At 53.6% G+C, this 17,157-nt stretch carries 19 protein-coding genes; 11 read left to right on the plus strand and 8 right to left on the minus strand.

Annotated features, from left to right (window positions below):
- Nucleotides 1-37: 37 nt before the first annotated feature.
- Together KGB07_RS04095 and KGB07_RS04100 are read right to left on the minus strand one after the other, a co-directional pair.
- The gene (locus tag KGB07_RS04095) at nt 38-235 is read right to left on the minus strand and encodes a YbdD/YjiX family protein (protein ID WP_046042517.1); all 198 of its coding nucleotides are present in this window, start codon (nt 233-235) and stop codon (nt 38-40) included.
- Between the two features lie 2 nt (nt 236-237).
- Nucleotides 238-2,295, minus strand: a complete 2,058-nt coding sequence (locus tag KGB07_RS04100; RefSeq protein WP_223464646.1) for a carbon starvation CstA family protein — start codon at nt 2,293-2,295, stop codon at nt 238-240.
- A gap of 212 nt (nt 2,296-2,507) precedes the next feature.
- Here KGB07_RS04100 and KGB07_RS04105 point away from each other — a divergent pair, with 212 nt between their 5' ends.
- The 3 genes from KGB07_RS04105 to KGB07_RS04115 all read left to right on the plus strand — a co-directional run bounded on the left by KGB07_RS04105 (nt 2,508) and on the right by KGB07_RS04115 (nt 4,941).
- Entirely contained in the window at nt 2,508-3,878 is a 1,371-nt protein-coding gene (locus KGB07_RS04105; protein WP_046042520.1) for a cache domain-containing protein, read from the plus strand.
- Between the two features lie 8 nt (nt 3,879-3,886).
- On the plus strand, nt 3,887-4,519 hold the full coding sequence (locus KGB07_RS04110) for a response regulator (RefSeq protein WP_046042521.1): 633 nt from the start codon (nt 3,887-3,889) through the stop codon (nt 4,517-4,519).
- A 137-nt stretch (nt 4,520-4,656) separates the two neighbouring features.
- Nucleotides 4,657-4,941 (plus strand): hypothetical protein, encoded by a 285-nt coding sequence (locus KGB07_RS04115; protein WP_223464648.1) that lies wholly within the window; start codon nt 4,657-4,659, stop codon nt 4,939-4,941.
- Between the two features lie 310 nt (nt 4,942-5,251).
- On the opposite strand, the gene KGB07_RS04120 is transcribed toward KGB07_RS04115, so the two are convergent.
- The 6 genes from KGB07_RS04120 to KGB07_RS04150 form a co-directional block, all read right to left on the minus strand.
- The gene (locus tag KGB07_RS04120; RefSeq protein WP_046042524.1) at nt 5,252-5,605 is read right to left on the minus strand and encodes a hypothetical protein; all 354 of its coding nucleotides are present in this window, start codon (nt 5,603-5,605) and stop codon (nt 5,252-5,254) included.
- Nucleotides 5,606-6,006: 401 nt separating this feature from the next.
- The gene (locus KGB07_RS04130) at nt 6,007-6,720 is read right to left on the minus strand and encodes an SMI1/KNR4 family protein (RefSeq protein ID WP_223464695.1); all 714 of its coding nucleotides are present in this window, start codon (nt 6,718-6,720) and stop codon (nt 6,007-6,009) included.
- Nucleotides 6,721-7,187: 467 nt separating this feature from the next.
- A complete protein-coding gene (locus KGB07_RS04135) occupies nt 7,188-7,769 on the minus strand; it encodes an Imm5 family immunity protein (protein WP_046042525.1) in 582 nt (193 codons plus the stop codon).
- The gene (locus KGB07_RS04140; RefSeq protein ID WP_223464649.1) at nt 7,766-8,998 is read right to left on the minus strand and encodes a PAAR domain-containing protein; all 1,233 of its coding nucleotides are present in this window, start codon (nt 8,996-8,998) and stop codon (nt 7,766-7,768) included. Before KGB07_RS04140 ends, KGB07_RS04135 begins: the two co-directional genes overlap by 4 nt.
- Entirely contained in the window at nt 8,995-9,582 is a 588-nt protein-coding gene (locus KGB07_RS04145) for a DcrB-related protein (protein WP_046042527.1), read from the minus strand. Before KGB07_RS04145 ends, KGB07_RS04140 begins: the two co-directional genes overlap by 4 nt.
- Before the next feature lie 23 nt (nt 9,583-9,605).
- Nucleotides 9,606-11,441 carry a type VI secretion system tip protein VgrG gene (locus KGB07_RS04150; RefSeq protein ID WP_223464651.1) on the minus strand — a complete coding sequence of 612 codons (1,836 nt, stop codon included), beginning with the start codon at nt 11,439-11,441 and terminating at the stop codon, nt 9,606-9,608.
- A gap of 719 nt (nt 11,442-12,160) precedes the next feature.
- Here KGB07_RS04150 and KGB07_RS04155 point away from each other — a divergent pair.
- The 8 genes from KGB07_RS04155 to KGB07_RS04190 all read left to right on the plus strand — a co-directional run bounded on the left by KGB07_RS04155 (nt 12,161) and on the right by KGB07_RS04190 (nt 17,132).
- Nucleotides 12,161-13,627: a DUF6861 domain-containing protein gene (locus tag KGB07_RS04155; RefSeq protein ID WP_223464653.1), complete on the plus strand. Its 1,467-nt coding sequence runs from the start codon at nt 12,161-12,163 to the stop codon at nt 13,625-13,627.
- 2 nt (nt 13,628-13,629) lie between these two features.
- Nucleotides 13,630-13,935, plus strand: a complete 306-nt coding sequence (locus tag KGB07_RS04160) for a hypothetical protein (RefSeq protein WP_046042530.1) — start codon at nt 13,630-13,632, stop codon at nt 13,933-13,935.
- Nucleotides 13,913-14,287 (plus strand): hypothetical protein, encoded by a 375-nt coding sequence (locus tag KGB07_RS04165; RefSeq protein WP_223464654.1) that lies wholly within the window; start codon nt 13,913-13,915, stop codon nt 14,285-14,287. Before KGB07_RS04160 ends, KGB07_RS04165 begins: the two co-directional genes overlap by 23 nt.
- Nucleotides 14,288-14,415: 128 nt before the next feature.
- Nucleotides 14,416-14,649: a hypothetical protein gene (locus tag KGB07_RS04170; RefSeq protein WP_080925365.1), complete on the plus strand. Its 234-nt coding sequence runs from the start codon at nt 14,416-14,418 to the stop codon at nt 14,647-14,649.
- A gap of 239 nt (nt 14,650-14,888) precedes the next feature.
- Nucleotides 14,889-15,353, plus strand: coding sequence for an SMI1/KNR4 family protein (locus KGB07_RS04175; protein ID WP_046042531.1), 465 nt, complete (start codon nt 14,889-14,891; stop codon nt 15,351-15,353).
- Nucleotides 15,354-15,523: 170 nt separating this feature from the next.
- Nucleotides 15,524-16,432, plus strand: coding sequence for an immunity protein Tsi6 family protein (locus KGB07_RS29570; RefSeq protein WP_317850405.1), 909 nt, complete (start codon nt 15,524-15,526; stop codon nt 16,430-16,432).
- A 39-nt stretch (nt 16,433-16,471) separates the two neighbouring features.
- Nucleotides 16,472-16,819: a hypothetical protein gene (locus KGB07_RS04185; RefSeq protein ID WP_223464656.1), complete on the plus strand. Its 348-nt coding sequence runs from the start codon at nt 16,472-16,474 to the stop codon at nt 16,817-16,819.
- Nucleotides 16,820-16,853: 34 nt separating this feature from the next.
- Complete coding sequence (locus KGB07_RS04190; RefSeq protein WP_223464658.1) at nt 16,854-17,132, plus strand: DUF6966 domain-containing protein; 279 nt, start codon at nt 16,854-16,856, stop codon at nt 17,130-17,132.
- The last annotated feature ends 25 nt before the right edge of the window (nt 17,133-17,157 follow it).

Below are 17,157 nucleotides of genomic sequence, written 5' to 3' on the forward strand. Positions count from 1 at the left end.
AAAAAACCGGCCTTTCAGCCGGTTTTTTTTATTTCATTCAACAGCACTTCGGTCCGGCTTTACTGCCGTAACGGGCTTCCTGGCGCTCGCGGAAGAACGCCTCGTAGTCCATCACCGGTTTGTCCGGGTGCTTGTTCTGCATATGCTCGACGTAGTTGTCGTAGTCGGGCATGCCGACCATCAGGCGCGCGGCCTGACCGAGGTATTTACCGAGGCGACTCAGGTCATTGAACATGATCAGGCATCCGGCAGCGCGTGGAATGGCGCCTCCTTGTCCGTACGCTCCTTGGTGCCCCAGGCGGCGATACCGACCTTGAGCGCGAAGAACAGGATGCTGAACACCACGAACAGGAACAAAGCGGTCAGCGTTGCGTTGGTGTAGGCGTTGAAGATCACGTGCTGCATCTGGTCGATGCTCTTGGCCGGGGCCAGCACCTGACCGTTAGCCAAGGCATCGCTGTACTTCTTCGCCAGTGCGAGGAAGCCGATCGCCGGGTTGGCGTCGAACAGCTTGATGAAGCCCGCTGTCGTGGTGCAGATCAGCAGCCACACGGCCGGCAGCAAGGTCACCCAGACATAACGCTGGCGCTTCATCTTGATCAGCACCACGGTGCCGAGCATCAGGGCGATACCGGCCAGCATCTGGTTGGAGATACCGAACAGCGGCCACAAGGTGTTGATGCCACCCAGTGGATCGATCACGCCCTGGTACAGCAGATAACCCCACATGGCCACGCAACCGGCGGTGGCGATCAGGTTGGCGGTCCAGGATTCGGTGCGTTTGAGCGCCGGGACGAAGGAGCCGAGCAAATCCTGGAGCATGAAACGCCCGGCACGGGTGCCGGCGTCGACTGCGGTCAGGATGAACAGCGCTTCGAACAGGATCGCGAAGTGGTACCAGAACGCCATGGTGTTCTCGCCCGGCAACACGTGGTGCAGGATCTGCGCGATACCGACCGCCAGGGTCGGTGCACCGCCGGCACGGGCCAGGATGGTGGTTTCACCGATGTCGTGGGCTACGGCTTGCAGGGCTTCCGGGGTAATGGCGAAGCCCCAGCTGCTGACGGTTTGTGCAACGGCCACCGCATCGGCACCGACTACAGCCGCCGGGCTGTTCATGGCGAAGTACACACCCGGATCGATCACGGAAGCCGCGACCATGGCCATGATCGCCACGAAGGACTCCATCAGCATGCCGCCGTAACCGATGTAACGGGCATGCCCCTCACTGGCGAGCAATTTCGGCGTGGTGCCGGAAGCGATCAGCGCATGGAAGCCCGACACCGCGCCACAGGCGATAGTGATGAACAGGAACGGGAACAGACCGCCCTTCCATACCGGGCCGGTGCCGTCGATGAACTGGGTCAGGGCCGGCATTTTCAGCTCGGGCATGGTCACCAGGATGCCGATGGCCAGGGCGACGATGGTGCCGATCTTCAGGAAGGTGGAGAGGTAATCACGGGGCGCCAGGATCAGCCACACCGGCAATACCGCCGCGACAAAACCGTAGCCGATCAGCATCCAGGTGATCTGAAGACCGGTAAAGGTAAAGGCCTTGGCCCACACCGGGTCAGCGGCAATCTGCCCGCCGAGCCAGATCGAACCCAACAGCAACAGCACACCGATGACCGAGATTTCGCCAATGCGACCCGGGCGGATGTAGCGCATGTAGATGCCCATGAACATCGCGATCGGGATGGTCGCCATCACCGTGAAAATGCCCCACGGGCTCTCGGCCAGGGCTTTCACGACGATCAGCGCCAGCACCGCGAGGATGATGATCATGATCAGGAAGCAGCCGAACAGCGCGATGGTGCCAGGGATGCGGCCCATTTCTTCGCGGACCATGTCGCCCAGGGAACGACCGTTGCGGCGGGTGGACATGAACAGGACCATGAAGTCCTGAACGGCACCGGCCAGCACCACGCCAGCGATCAGCCACAGCGTGCCGGGCAGGTAGCCCATCTGCGCCGCCAATACCGGGCCGACCAACGGACCTGCACCGGCAATGGCCGCGAAGTGGTGCCCGAACAGCACGTGTTTGTTGGTCGGCACGTAGTCCAGACCATCGTTATTGAGCACAGCCGGCGTGGCCCGATTGGGGTCGAGCTGCATCACTTTATTGGCGATGAACAGGCTGTAGTAGCGGTAGGCAACGAGGTAGATGGCGACGGCTGCGACTACGATCCACAGGGCGTTGATCGCTTCGCCGCGGCGCAGGGCCACGACACTCAGCGCAATCGCTCCCAGGACAGCCACGGCAAACCAGGCGAGGTGTTTAGCCAGACGGGGCATAGCGTGTCTCCTGCCGACAGCCAGTGACTGCGGCGGTAATTTTTATAATTGTGTCCGCAGTGCGGAGCTGGCCCAATATCTGCGCATGTCGTCCACAAATAAATCCGCGTTACTACGTACGTGGTGTCTACGTAGTTCTACGTAGACACCACCGCTCCTACAGGACGCCGCTTTGGCATATGATCCGAGCCTTCGCGTGGGCAGGAGTCAACATGCAGCTCAAACACAAGATCGTCGCCCTCGGGATACTGCCGCTGGTGCTGGCCATTGCCGTCATCTGTGCGCTGGTGATTTCCCTCAATCGCCAACTGGGCGATCAACAGGCGCAACTGATCGAAGACAGCATTCTGGCGAGCAAGCGCGCAGAGCTGAAAAACTACGTGGAAATGGCCCAGAGCCTGATCGCGCCCCTGTACGACGACGGCCACGGCGATGCCCACGCCCAGCAACAAGTGCTGGAAGAACTGCGCAAGCTCAGCTTCGGCATCAACGGCTACTTCTTCGTCTACGACCACGAAGGCCGCAGCCTGATGCACGCACGCCAGTCGGAACTGGTGGGCCAATACCTGTGGGACATGAAAGACCCCCACGGCCTGCCGGTGATCCAGGCGCTGCTGAAAAGCGCACAGTCGGGCGAAGGCTTCCAACGCTATGCCTGGAACAAGCCCTCCTCCGGCCAGGTGACCGACAAGCTCGCCTATGTGGTGATGCTCGATCGCTGGGGCTGGATGCTCGGCACCGGCATCTACCTCGAAGACGTCGAACGCGCCACCCAGCAGGCCCGCGCCGAGGTGGCCATGGGCATCCGCAAGACCATGATGGCCATCGCCGTGGTCGCCCTGGTCGCGGTACTGTTCGTGTTCGCCACCGGCATGACCCTCAACGTCAGCGAACATCGGCTGGCGGACAAGAAACTGCAGCGCCTGACCCAGCGCATCGTCAGCCTGCAGGAAGAGGAACGATCCCGGGTGTCCCGCGAGTTGCACGACGGCATCAGCCAGGTGCTGGTCTCGATCAAATTCCAGTTCGAACTGGCCAGCCACCTGCTGGAACGCGGACAAGCCCATGACAAGGGCTTGAGCACGCTAAAGGACGCCACCGAGCGCCTGGGCGATGCCATCGGCGAAGTCCGCAGCCTCTCCCACGGCCTGCGCTCATCCTTGCTCGACACCCTCGGCCTGCCGGCGGCCATCGGCCAACTGGCCGCAGAGTTCGAGCAGCGCAGCGGGCTGACCGTGACCTACGACGAAAATGAATTCGACTGCCAACTGGTGGACGGCGCGGCTGTGTCGCTGTTCCGCATCGTCCAGGAAGGCCTGACCAACATCGAACGCCACGCGCAGGCGCAGAACGTGTCCATTACACTGCGCGGCTGCGACGAGTCCGTGCGGCTGACGGTGGTCGATGACGGTATCGGTTTCAACGTCGCCCAGGTCGAACGTCGTCAGGCCGGCATTGGCTTGCGTAACATCCGCGAACGCGTCGAACATTTTGGCGGGCGCTTCGATCTGATCTCGATGCCGGGCAGAAGTGAGCTGGACGTACGGCTGCCGATGAAACCTGGCGCAAAACTACAAGAGTGAGACCTTGCATGAACCTGCCCTCCCCGATCCGCGTCGCCCTGGTCGACGATCACTCCCTGGTCCGCGACGGCATCAAGGCGCTGCTGGCCGTGATGTCGCCCCTGGAAATGGTCGGCGAAGCGGAAAACGGCGCCGAGGCCATCGAGATGGTCGGCCGCTGCCAGCCTGACCTGCTGCTGGTCGACATCAGCCTGCCGGACATGAACGGCCTGGAACTGACCCGTGTACTGCGCAGCCAGTACCCGTCGCTCAAGGTGCTGGTGCTGAGCATGTACGACAATTACGAATACGTCAGTGAATCGGTGCGCTCCGGCGCCAGCGGCTACGTGCTGAAGAACGCCCCGTCACGGGAAATCATCGCCGCCATCGAAGCCATCAGCAGCGGCGGAACCTTCTACAGCGCGGAAATCGCCCAACGGCTGATCGCCGACAGGAACACCGACAACGAACTGACCCCGAGGGAAAGCCAGGTGCTGTCGAAGATGGCGCAAGGCTTGAACAACAAGGAAATGGCCCGGGAACTGGACATCAGCGTGCGCACGGTGGAGACACACCGCTTGAGCATCCGGCGCAAGCTCAACATCGACAAGCCGGCGGCGCTGGTCAAATACGCCCTTGATCATGGGCTCATCTCCCGCTAACACCTCACCCTCCTGTGGGAGCGAATCATCCATTGACTGCATCAATAGTCACCATCAACTCAATGAAGTTCTCTTAAAAAATCTCCGGCGTAACATCTGCTCCATACCACCCCATAAGCACCCCGGAGCACACGATCATGAAACGCCAGACCCTCCTCAGCATCGCTTTCTCGGTTTTCGCAGTTAACGCTTTCGCCGCAAACTCCGCTCAACCAGTGGTCGCTGAAGGCGGCTCGGATCGTCTGATTGAAAGCCGTGTGGCCGAGGGTGGTTCCGATCGCCTGATCGAAAACCGCGTCGCCGCCGATGGTTCTGACAAGTTGATGCAGAACCGCGTCGCCGAAGGTGGCTCTGACAAACTGCTGCAGAATCGCGTTGCCGAAGGTGGCTCGGATCGTCTGATCCAGAATCGCACCGCCTGAATAAATTGCTCTACCACCGCCCCAAAAAAAAACCGGCCTGATCAGCCGGTTTTTTTGTTGTTCAGCCTGAGGGTACCTTGAGAACTTCAGGCCAGGCTCTCGACAGTCTCGTCGCTGCTTGCTCGTTGAGCATCCAGCAGGACATCTCCAGGCACCACACAATAAAACACAAGAACCCATCGTATTTAATCAATGAAAAATATGATAGTTCATGACATCAATACAGATAGAGCATTTCTGATAACTCTGTTTTAGTGCCAAGGATGACTACATCCTTCATAAATAAAGCCAAACCAATGCCCATGAAACATCAATTATCCAACTGTCGATCTACTTCCTTATCGGCAGCATCCAATATACCGCCGACGAGTGCAGCATCAACCTCCCAAGTCTGGAGCTGCGAATTACCGGCATACTGCTCGCCAAAAGGAATTTCATAAAATTTCGCAACTAGATGCTCTTCATGAATAATTTTAAGGACTGAGCGTATAATCTTTGCTTTCTCTTGGTAATCTCCTTCAAAAATCTCCACCTCCACAATCGGACGTTCGTTCAACCACGAGTCCTTCAACGAATGCAGTGATACACCAAGCGTTTTGTGAAATTTCAGAAGACTTTGTGCCTGAGTTACTTCCCCTTCAAGAACTATTGCTATAACAGGCATAAAAAGCACTCCAAAAATCAACTTAATGACGCCGCCGTTCCATCCAAATCGAATATATCGACCTTTTGACCAGACAACAGTTTCTCGAAATCCAGCTTGGTGGTATGGCCCAGCACGTCGGTGACGGCGATCAGGTCCTGGCGCTCGTCGAACCGAAACGTGGTGTTTTACCCAAGGAACTCTGGAAGCGCTCGACCTATGCCAGGTGTTCCACCACGGGTATTTTGACTTGTGGCTGGCATCAATGAAGGTGCGGCAGGCCGTCATCACCGTTAAGGTGTTCGGTTGTGTGACCGAAGGCGTCGACTTCGGCGATGAGGTTGCTATTGGGGTGCGCCAGGCCCTGTTGTCGGGTTAACTCACCTAGGTGTCACACGCCAAGCTACTTGCTTCAGACGAATTTAAGCTTTGAAATTAGATTCTTCTATCAATATATCACTTCGCAATTGTGTGTCTTCCAGAAATATAGAGATCCACGTATCCATAACCTCAAAAACATCTATTCCCAATTCCGGCTCCATGGATTGCTCATGCCACCAGATAACACCTTTATCTTCCGCCTGGTTATTTATATCCACGGCTAAATAATCTCCACCCCCATTAGAAAAAACTGTAATCCAACTCTCCGCAAAGCTCGTTTCTTCTTCATCAATTAAATCTGCTACACGTGATAAATCTTCTATTTTTTGAGGCCCCATTGATTGCGCGGGGAAAAAAGTGAACCCATTGTGTACATGCAAATAGAAATCCGACAACCTACCCGCAACCAGGTTAATCTTATCAGACTTCAATGGACAACTACTTAGTGGCAACCCACCCACATAGTAATAAAGACCATTGGCGTCATGAAAAACATATAACAATTCAATTTTTTCCCCACACAAGACAAACGTGCCGATCAAGCAAGTATCTAGCAAGGACAACACCCAAGGCAATTTATCGGCAAAAGAATACCATGCAACGGAAAACTTGGGTTGCTCAGAAAAAACGGCACCAAACTCTTTCCACCCCGTCGGAACAACCACATCCGCGGGCAATTCATTCGGCGAAAAATACACATCACGATCGACAAAACAAGTTTTAACTTGTTCCACCACGTTTTCCAATGTAATCATTTTCGACACTCAAGCTCATCCTCCGCAATGGTGTCCCACAAAAGTTTTTTTAAAGGCAGAATCAGTTCGCCTGACGGCGAATTCCTAACCTCACCTATTAGTTGCTTAACTAACATTTCTGGTTTTTTGTTCATTCCCATCTCAGAGCTTTATAAACTGCCCAATCAGACTTGAAGTTCTGGACATCAAAAATTTTAAGCATTGAAAAAAGTAGTTGAACATAGCGGCGCAGCGAACTATACAACGCCGCATCCGACGCTGACAAAATGTCCTGATAGCCCTTTAGCTACCGCAAACACTAAATCTACCCAACGAAATTCTCAAAATCAGCATACTGCAACTGATGTTTTTCCAAAGCGCTTTTAGCCTTATCCGAAACTTCTGACTCTAAATAATAAAACATTGAAAATCCCCACATTAGTTCCGCAACAAAAAAAACAACATAAAAGCTCCAGACTAATAGAAATTCAAACCACCTGATTTATTGCACTCGACAAATACCACTCCCAAAATCTACGCCGCAACTCAGAATCGCCACTATCGTCCAATCCCCCGGCGAAAGCAGAAGCCATTAAAAAGCTAGGTTCGAATGCGTCAGGATCGAGGTCACGATCATCACGATCATCAGAAGGATCAAACACAAAATCAGCTGTTGCTGTAGCAATTGTATTGGCAGCAGCATGACCAACGAACATTGCTGGATACTCGTCAGGTTCGTATTCTTGATTTTCAACTACCTCAACATAGAAATCATCTCGAATACTCAGGGCCTTCACTTCAGAGAGCTTCCCCTCAACGGTATCAAGCGCTACAGTTAGAACCGTGATTAAATTCTGAGAACTTCCAAACTTATGTGACCAGATGGCTGCGCCATGATTTACACAAATATAATCCAGCTTGGTAAGAATCAGCCTTTTCACCTCGTCAGGCTCATCAACCGTAATGGTGTTCCACAAAAGCTTTCTTAAAGGTAAAATCAGCTCACCCGACGGCGAGTTTTTCACCTCAACCAACAATCTTTTAACTAACACTTCAGACTTTTTGTTCATTCCGACCTCAAAATTGTCTCAACTGTCCCATCAGGCTTGAAGATCCGAACCGCCTTTGGATCGGCAACAACCTGCTCCGCATTCTTATACTGCGCTAATTTTGAAAAATAACCTTGGCAGTCATTACACATTGGTTTAGAAACGCCTATAGGATGATCCGGGCTGATTATAGACATTTGTTTTTCCGCATGAGACGAATAATATTGCCCTTTGTAGTCTCTATCATATGGGTGTGACTTCACTTCGTGCCCAATTTCTTCTGACTTCGCCTTTACATGCTCTGCTGATACTTTTTCGTACCCCTCGGGTTTCTTGTCACCCCATCCACTCAATGTTTTTTTGTCGTTCGATGATACGGTTTTTACTTTATATTCTTTGCTCGAAGGTAGTTCTGTTTTGGCATGATTCGCGCGACCTAATGCGGCTTCTGATTCCGCAATGCTCGCAACTTTTTCTGAACCTTTTGGGACAATCTTCACATTCGCAAGATTCGACCCAACCCCCTGAACCTTAATCTCATACCGCGCATCAAACCACTTCCCCCCTTTAGCCCCTAGCCCTCCTCCCAACAAAGCGCCACCAAAGGCCATCAGTTTCTGTCCATCGGACCCTTGACCAAACAACTCCCCGCCAGCCCAGTTTCCAGCCAATCCCCCTGCGACAGCGCCAACAAGCCCTGCAACCACAACCACCGGGCTTGCCAATACAAAGGCACTCGCCAAACCAACGACGAGAACTGCTCTCTCCAGCCACTCCGGGACTTCGGGATCTATCGGGTCGGTCGTATCGGTGCCTCCTCCGATGAATACATTGCCAGATCCGGAACTGATTTTCCCATCACACACGGTGCAATCACCGACCCGGGCCGCTGGTTGACCGTTGATATGAACGGTACTGCTCCCCTGCGCAACTATTTGCGGCGCAGAGCCGTGCTCGTCACATTTCGCCTTGTCCAGGTGCGCTCTGGCGGCGGGCTTGCCATTGGTATGAACGTTGCCAGACCCACTGACGATTTGGCCGGCTTCGTGACTGCAAAACGACAAACTTCCAACCAACTGACCTATGCCTGCTCCCGTCGCCGCGGCAGCGCCGACAATTGCGACCGCTGCCAATCCGCCGGTACCCACGATCAGAGCAGCGCCAATGGCACCAACGGCGAGTCCTGCAAGCAACCCCGTTAGTGATCCGGTGTGCTCAATCGGATCATCCAGGCGTGCAGCAGCGCTCATGCCTGCTCTACCGATTCACCGCCATCTTGGACGTGCCGCAGTTCAAGCGATTCGACTAACTCATAGAACGCGCTTCGCTCTTCAGACGTCATGCCTTTGGGATTGTTGCTTGTACCTGTGATTTGCATCAGAAGCGGCTGCCGAAGTTCGTCGTGATGGAGAAAGATCAACTGAAGTTGGTGCACCGGTTGGCCTTGTTGCCGCCATTTGAATTCGACACGTCTAGCTTCAACACCTGCAAGTTCGGCAGGGCTCAAAGGCTCAACCCACTCCAGATGTGATAGGGCTTTTTTCAGATCAGCAAGCAACTGCTGCGCCATTGATTCAAGATCACTGTCGCTTTCGATAGGTGTTCGACCAATTACCACGGATAAGGGGCTTGGCCCTATATCAGTGAGCGTAAATACATGAAATGTTTTGTCCTTGAAACCTGGCGGACGAACAAAGCTCAACTCATTGGTCTGAAAGCGTTCGGGAGGTGGAGGTGGTGCGTCGAGTGCCTCCTGCTCCAAGCGCTCTGTTTCGAGTCGCTGTTCCTCACGAATCCTTTGCTCGGAGATTCGGTCGTAAATACTGGTTCGCATGCGGCAGTCCCTTATCCGTCAGCTTATTTGTTCAGGTTGATGACGGTTTTACCTTCCACATCAACCACGATGCCGGACAGGGTAATCGTCCCGTCCTTATTCATGACTAGCTTGCTGGCGCCGACTTCCAGAGTGATGGATGTCGCAGCCTTGATCTTCACTTCGCCTTTATCGACGGTGACGTAATACGATCCCTCCTCTACGGCAATGCTGGTCTCCAGCTTGATTGTTTCCGAGTGCTTGCCTTCGACCTTGATCTGGCGACTTCCACCAACCTTAAGGGTTTCGTCAGCTTCGATTTCCGTATCCATATTGCGTTCGGCATGGACAATTATCTGCTCGGCACCCGCCTTGTCGTCGAAGCGGAAAAAATTCGCATTGCTGCCCTTCCCCTTCATCGACCGCGTCAAAAACCCGCTCTGGGTCTTGTTCGCCGGTAGCGACCACGGCGGCGTGTTCTGGCTGTTGTAGAGGCTGCCCATGACCAGCGGGCGGTCGGGGTTGCCGTCGAGGAACACCACCACGACCTCATCGCCCACACGGGGAATCTGGATGCTGCCGAAGCCGCCGCTGGCACCGGACTGGGCGACGCGGACCCAGCAGGAGCTCTTGTCGTTGTGCTCACCCTTGCGGTCCCAGTGAAACTGCACCTTCACGCGGCCGAGTTCGTCGGTGAAGATTTCCTCCCCCGGCGGGCCGACGATGATCGCGGTTTGCGGGCCGGAGATGGTCGGGCGCGGGGTGGTGAGCTGAGGGCGGAAGACGATCTTTTTGCGCACGCAGGCGAAGGTGTTGTAGTAGCTCGCCTGATGCCCGCTGAGGTAGTTGTTGTGGCCTTCGCTTTCGACGCTCATCAGCAGGAACTGTCGATCATCGGCGGGGCCTTGGTCGTGATCGTAATGCTGCAGCAGTTCGAAGGTGTAGCCGGGTTTCATCGCGCGGCAGTTACTGGCGCCGTGGAAACTCTTGCCCTTGAGCTCTAGCGCTTCGACTCTCAACCGCAGCAGCGCTTCGCCTTCGTCGTAGGTGCCGTGGGTGTATTGGCCAGGGAAATCATAGATTTCGAAGTCGTCGACATCACCCTGCTTGTTCAGGCTCTTCATGGCGACCGGCAAGCGATTGGACGGCTGACGATAATCGAAGGTCTGGACCGCCATTTTTCCGGACTGCAACTGGCGATTGCCGCTCCATTGCGTAATGGAGTCGGCGGTCTCGGTGACCGATGCCGTGTGGTAGCGGATCTGCGGCTGTTCAGGCAACGGCACCAGCGTGCTGGAGTCGTCGCAGATGATCATGGTGTGGCCTTCGGCGGTGTGCTCGAAGTAGTAGAACATCCCCTCTTCTTCCAGCAGGCGCTGGACAAAATTGAAGTCCGATTCACGGTACTGGGTGATGTAGGTGTAATGCTTGAGCGGCTTGCTCAGGCGGAACTCATGGCGGGAAAACGCGGTGCACAAGGCAAACACCTGGGTGACGACATCTTCCACCGTGCAACCCTGGAAAATGCGCGTGTCGAAGCGGTTTTTCAGCATCGAGAACCAGGGGTTCAGCGTCGCCGTATAACGCGCCATGCCGCCGTCACTGCCGATACTGGCAAACCGCGTGAGGTAGCCTGCCAGGTAACGAGGCGAGGCGTCTGCCAGCTCGATTTCCAGAACCACGTGCTGGCCCATCATCGACTTCAACTCGACGTCGGAGTCCTGGCACACCAGCAACAACTCGAAGTTGTACGCACGAGACAGACCTTCAGTCCCCTTGAAGGACTCAAGCAACAATTGCTGTTCGGGGTTGGCGAGGTTCTTGAATTTGAACAGGCGCCGATTTTGTGGGGAAAGCATTGCGGCAAGGTCCATCAACATGTGTATCTCCTTGAAAACAGTGGAAAGCTACCGCCCTCTCTCAACCACTGCGCATAACGAATCAGATAAGGGGGTTAAACCCTGTTTGCCGCAACATTGATTTGGGCGAACACTTTGCCACTCTATGTTTTCGGACTGCGGCATGAATCATTCTGTATGTTTTGTAAGACACAACCTACAGAACACTCTTCATTTTCATCGAATTCACTTAAACATCGAGCGAAACTGCTCACACGAAATGTCACGTCAGGTACTGCGACCACAAGACAGTATGAAAGTGCCATCACTCAGAAAAATATTTGAGAAATTTGTCACACTTTTGCAGGTATCACAGGTTCTGAACGCGGGAAGGAGACACCCATGTCATGCACTGTGTCAACCCACTCTCAGTGTATGCGGGTACTTCCACGCACTTCGAACTCAGTTCAGGACAATCCCTGAAAAATAATTATCGCCCCGCTGGCTGGCCAGAAACGCCGATATATCAAGGATGAACGGGAAGTCAGGTACCACTGATTGGCAACTAATGCCTTATTGCCATCATTGCCGAATGTAATGCGAATAACAAAAAATGGGATCCATGTTGAATTTTCCATCCCGCCGCGCAGCCTGAAGTGCGGCAGATAGCCATCACTTCGGCATTGATGATAAGTCGGATATTCGACAGCTCGACCGCAGCAACAAGGAAGCGCCTTTCCCCCAAGGACAGTGACGAGTAAATGGATCTTTTAGCCAACGTGCCCAGCTGGGCCGATGTCGAACGCAATCTCGACCAGAAATTCAGCGAGCTGAACCAGGGCGTCAACGACGGCCTGCAGAGCGTTCACGACAACTGGAACGGCTTCACCCGGCGTGTCAGCAATGGCGCGAGCCAGGCCTATGGCTACATGGGCGGTCATCGCATCGATGCGGTGCATCAGGCGATGACCCTCTCCTACCCGATCATCCAGATGGACCTCAAGCGCAAGTGGGCCTCGATTGAAATCGAGCAGATCCTGCCGGTACTGCTGCAACTGGTCAAAGAAGTCTCGATGATTCTCGGCGGCAGCGTGGCGATCGGCACCGTGGCCGGCGGCGCAGCGGGGGCCTTCGCATTTGGCGTCGGCGCGGCCCCGGGAGCTGCCGCCGGGGCCGGTATCGGCCTGCAGGTCGGCAACCTGATTCTCATGGGCCTGGGCCTGTCCGCCATCGCCGAGTATTTTTACCAGGGCCTGCCCGCCTGCCTCTCGACCTTGCAGGAAGGCATCGCCACGGCCTGGCACGCCGAAGAAGGCGTCAAACCGTCCGGCCTGGACCCCAGCGGTGGTTCCGCCGCACTGGTACAGGAACGTATCGAACGCGCGGCACGACAACTGGCTCGCGGACAGGAGCAACTGGTACTGCTGTTGCTCACCGCCATCGTCACCTACCTGACCCGGGGTCAGATGAAAGCGGGTGTGATGAACAGCATGGAAAGCATCGCGACCCGCAGCGCGAAGCTTCAGGCAGAGATTTCGAACAAGCAGTTGGCGGGTTGGTTGGCAAGGAATGAGCAGAAGTTGCTGGCTCAGGCTGAGTTGCAGGTGAAGGAACCAGCGCCTTTGGTGAAGGCTGAGCCGGAACCGCAAACGCTAAGGGAGCAATATGCACGGCAAGATCCAGATTTTGTACCTTTGGCAGAACAGATTAAAGACGTCAAAACCTTAGAGACATTGGGCGTTAAAACCAGCAAAATCGAGGCCTACTTGATGACTCCCGAGGGCAGAATGTACCTCAATGAGGTTGCTACGGCAGACCCAGCCAAATCTGACTACATTCTTTATGCGAGGGCCGCAGGTCAGCTTGCATCCGGGAAGACCTTGCCAACTGCAAAGGTCGTAAATACACCTCTCGTCAAAATCGTGGTCCATGGAGGTGACAAGCCAGATCACTCACCTTACTTCACGACTTACGAAGAGTTAAATAAAGCAGCTAATTCGGGAAAAACACTAGCAGACTCGCTGGGTCTACCACTTGGTAGTGAGGCCCCAAAATACGACCTATATGAGATAGCTCCATTCTCGCCGAGCAAAGTATATGTGAGTGAAGTAGCTCCGACCCGCGAACTGGGAGGCGCGATTGTTCGATCCGGAGGTGCTTTACAATACGTTATCCCCAACCGGACAAATTGGTCAGAAGCCAAGCTAATTGGCAACATAGGAAATTAGCCATGAATATTAAAAACCTGGAAGCCTCAGCAATAGACCTAGAGCAACAACTCATCAGACACTCAACTCTGACGCCTGATGCCGCAGACTTGTACAGGGGCTTGAAACCCTTATTAGAATTAGTAAAAACCGGAAAAATCGTAACGCCCATTGAATGGGGCGAAATCCCAGGCCAATATTTTTTCACTGAAAAAGGCCTTCAAATTTTTGAAGAGCTTGAAGAGGCTTACGCAAAATTTTCAATTGAGATTACAGGTGGAGAATCTCCGGCACTGAAGCTCTTTCGTGAGCAACGCAGGCAGCAATAACGTAAACTCCAGACCGACTTTAGAACCCAACAGTGAGCTTGGTATCGGAAAGCGCATGACAAACTCACATCTGATCGAAGTGCTTATTTCGCTCACAGAGATTTTTCACGGTGAGAACTGCCGAAATTTTGATTCGGGAATAAACGCGATAATCCGCCTACTTTCCGATGACCCTTTGCCGAACAGCAATGAATGGGCACAAGCGACTTCAATTTATAGAACAATGGCAGGCAGTAAATCAGGTTTCTCAGACGTCTACATTGTTCGAGGTACCTCTGAGCAACGTGTCGCAGCTAACGCAAGACTGGATGCTATTCGACAGATGTTATGGGACGCATTTGAACGGGTCTGAAATCAGGCGATATGTCGTGACAGATCATTGCCTGGTGCCGAGATTTTTAAAAGTTCTTGTTGTTCTTGGGTTTTCAGATGGGGTTCACGATCAGCGATCGCAGTACTACAGCGTCGCGAGAGAATTAAATGGCAATTGAGAAAGGTGAGCGTTTCGCAAACGAAGACATTTTTATTGACTACCCATACGAAGAAGTTACCTATCGTTGGGATCATCATTCAAAGCAGATATTCGTACGTTTCTACGGCAACGAAGAGAGCACTCAACCAGTCCCTCATGACAACCGTTTATTCAATGAAGCGCTGCGCTTCGGTGAGGGAATCACCCGCCAAGATTACAATAGAGGTCGCTCTCGCCGATGATGGTACGTGATGTCACACTATCGACGGTTACACCTCCGTAATGTGGCAAATACCGCTTCACAAAAATTTCTGACCTTCACCGCACGATGAAAAAAAATGAACATTGAGCGACTGACAACAGCGACCCGCAAAAGAACTCGAAATGCTCGTCGCACACCATCAAAACTGAATCCAAAACGACTATTTACGGACAAAAAACCCTCACTTAAAAACAAAAAAAACAACGTCCGAGACAGGCAATGAATAAACCAACATTACTTGAACTAGAGAACCTGATCAAACAACATCCGGATATCGCCGCGTTTGGATCACCCGCTGACGCCGTGTCTGATGACTGGCTGGTAAAAGCCGAGAAAAAAATCCGCCATAAACTGCCTGCATCCTACAAATGGTTCCTTCTCAATTATGCAGGAGGAGAAGTCGGGACGGAGGAAATATATAGCATCTATGGAATGGACTTCGAAGACATCAATGGTGGAGATATAGTTTTCCAGCACCTCAATGGCCTCAAACATAAATCAACAACCGCTAAAAAAGTAGTCATCAGCGAAACCGACTTGGGCGAGGTTTTTTTCTTCGACTACGACACATACAACGGCGAAGAATGCCAGATTTTCATTAGAATCCCGTCGGGGCAGAACTTATTGTATGCGAACAATTTTTACGAATTTCTCGCCAAGAGAATTAAGGCGTTTTTGCCATAAGGGACGCTTTGTCGTGTCCCCGGTGTCAGGGTAGTTGTCGCCGCGGAGAGCTGGATGATCTGCTGATTGTGCAGCCGGGGACCAATAGAGGAACGGCTATCTAAGACAAACCGTCACTCCGGCCCTTTGGATCGCTGTCCTCAAAATCAAAATCCTTGAACGGATATCCCATGTCAAAACTACTGCATCGTTTGAAAACCCTTTTCGGGCAAAAGACCGCTCTTCCACCCGCCCCCACCGAGCAGGTTGTCGATGCAGCCCCCCACACCGAAGCGGACAAGCCACTTTCCCGAGTGGAAAGGAACCTGTCCTGGCTGCCGATCAATCGTGAGCCAGATGTTTTTGTGCCGCTGATGCCTCCCGCCTGCCCGGACCTGAAGCTTGTGGATGCCCTCCTGCTGCAGCGTTATCGGGTTTTCGTCATAGCGAATGACCCGGCCGACGGGACTTCAGAGACCACGATAAACCGCGATTACGCCAGCCAACTGGCGCATGACTTGTACGGCAAAGCGACAGATCTTGGTTATTGTCGAGGCACCGAATCTTCGTTCGAAATTTATTGGCTCGTGCAATGTGCGGCGATTGTTTCGCTGCTGTCCCATGGACCAGAATCAGAACAATTCCTGACCTATAGAAAACACGTTGGTTATGATCGAGACTGCGCCCTGACCGGTGTGCAGATTCGTATGTTTGATGAATACGTAGCGTCGCGCAGCTATCAAACCGCTGGAGCCGGGAAGGACCGCCTTCTGAAAACGCCGATAACGGCCCTCGACTACATCGACAATGCGATAGCCATCACCGCCCTGAGATACAACGGCTGTCCAGAGTTCCAGATTTACTCAAGCTCGTTAATCCAATTGCAATTCATCAGGAACGTGTTGCTGGGCGTTGAAAAAGATAAAGCCCGGTTGCACCAATTGACTATCGGCGTTTGGGCCAGCAAGGAGTTTGAAGCCGACGATCCTGAACTTGCCAGCGCACTGGGGGATGCCTTCTACATAGGCATTCAGATTGCACGCGGCCTGAAGATTCAGCTGCCGAATGGATTGCCGCCGGAAAGTCTTCCACGCACATAGCATTGCTGCGACTTCATCGATAACACTAAAGGTAACGTTATGACCGAAACGTGGTACCGCGTTGACAACGGAATCCTATGGATAGCGAATCAACCCATTCACCTGCCTCACCCGGTCAACGTCGCCTTGCCGCATGACGACAGGCTAGCGATCCTGATCGAGCCCCCACCAAATGTCATTTCCAACAAAAACATCCTTGCCCTATCGCGGCATGGAACAGTGCTTTGGTACATCCAGGAAAGTCCCCACGGTACACAAGCCGATAAACCCTACATGAGCCTTCACTGCGACAAAAACGCGGCGCTGATCGCTGGTAACTGGAATGGCGTCAGCTACTTGGTCGATTGGCACAATGGCTCCGTCAGCGTTGTGAGCGTTGATAAGTGACCCACCGAAAACACAACGGCTCAGGGCTGTCACCATGAAAGACATCCGCAAGATCTCCACGACCCTTGCCCGAACAGCAGAACTGCTGAGGACATTCGGCCACCCGCAATGGGCAGACAGACTTGAGGAGTGCAGCTTAGCGCTGCCCCAGGATACGGCGTACGCGTTTTCTCGACTGATGTCGCTGTACGGCGGCATGGGCTCAATCAACGACGTTGTTCTGTATGAAAACGCAAAACCCTTGCTGGACGAAAACAACGAACTGCAAGGGCTGCTATCAGTTCTTCATCAGCTTTGCGCAGGGAGCCATTGAACCCGGCGTCCCACGCTTGCCAATG

The sequence above is a fragment of the Pseudomonas sp. GL-RE-26 genome, assembly GCF_019956275.1.
GTDB classification, from domain to species: Bacteria; Pseudomonadota; Gammaproteobacteria; order Pseudomonadales; family Pseudomonadaceae; genus Aquipseudomonas; species Aquipseudomonas grandcourensis.

Excerpts from the sequence above, each read along its gene's own strand:
- KGB07_RS04095 (WP_046042517.1), bottom strand. The coding sequence starts at position 235 with ATGTTCAATGACCTGAGTCGCCTCGGTAAATACCTCGGTCAGGCCGCG.
- KGB07_RS04100 (WP_223464646.1), bottom strand. The coding sequence starts at position 2,295 with ATGCCCCGTCTGGCTAAACACCTCGCCTGGTTTGCCGTGGCTGTCCTG.
- KGB07_RS04105 (WP_046042520.1), top strand. The coding sequence starts at position 2,508 with ATGCAGCTCAAACACAAGATCGTCGCCCTCGGGATACTGCCGCTGGTG.
- KGB07_RS04110 (WP_046042521.1), top strand. The coding sequence starts at position 3,887 with ATGAACCTGCCCTCCCCGATCCGCGTCGCCCTGGTCGACGATCACTCC.
- KGB07_RS04115 (WP_223464648.1), top strand. The coding sequence starts at position 4,657 with ATGAAACGCCAGACCCTCCTCAGCATCGCTTTCTCGGTTTTCGCAGTT.
- KGB07_RS04120 (WP_046042524.1), bottom strand. The coding sequence starts at position 5,605 with ATGCCTGTTATAGCAATAGTTCTTGAAGGGGAAGTAACTCAGGCACAA.
- KGB07_RS04130 (WP_223464695.1), bottom strand. The coding sequence starts at position 6,720 with ATGATTACATTGGAAAACGTGGTGGAACAAGTTAAAACTTGTTTTGTC.
- KGB07_RS04135 (WP_046042525.1), bottom strand. The coding sequence starts at position 7,769 with ATGAACAAAAAGTCTGAAGTGTTAGTTAAAAGATTGTTGGTTGAGGTG.
- KGB07_RS04140 (WP_223464649.1), bottom strand. The coding sequence starts at position 8,998 with ATGAGCGCTGCTGCACGCCTGGATGATCCGATTGAGCACACCGGATCA.
- KGB07_RS04145 (WP_046042527.1), bottom strand. The coding sequence starts at position 9,582 with ATGCGAACCAGTATTTACGACCGAATCTCCGAGCAAAGGATTCGTGAG.
- KGB07_RS04150 (WP_223464651.1), bottom strand. The coding sequence starts at position 11,441 with ATGTTGATGGACCTTGCCGCAATGCTTTCCCCACAAAATCGGCGCCTG.
- KGB07_RS04155 (WP_223464653.1), top strand. The coding sequence starts at position 12,161 with ATGGATCTTTTAGCCAACGTGCCCAGCTGGGCCGATGTCGAACGCAAT.
- KGB07_RS04160 (WP_046042530.1), top strand. The coding sequence starts at position 13,630 with ATGAATATTAAAAACCTGGAAGCCTCAGCAATAGACCTAGAGCAACAA.
- KGB07_RS04170 (WP_080925365.1), top strand. The coding sequence starts at position 14,416 with ATGGCAATTGAGAAAGGTGAGCGTTTCGCAAACGAAGACATTTTTATT.
- KGB07_RS04175 (WP_046042531.1), top strand. The coding sequence starts at position 14,889 with ATGAATAAACCAACATTACTTGAACTAGAGAACCTGATCAAACAACAT.
- KGB07_RS29570 (WP_317850405.1), top strand. The coding sequence starts at position 15,524 with ATGTCAAAACTACTGCATCGTTTGAAAACCCTTTTCGGGCAAAAGACC.
- KGB07_RS04185 (WP_223464656.1), top strand. The coding sequence starts at position 16,472 with ATGACCGAAACGTGGTACCGCGTTGACAACGGAATCCTATGGATAGCG.
- KGB07_RS04190 (WP_223464658.1), top strand. The coding sequence starts at position 16,854 with ATGAAAGACATCCGCAAGATCTCCACGACCCTTGCCCGAACAGCAGAA.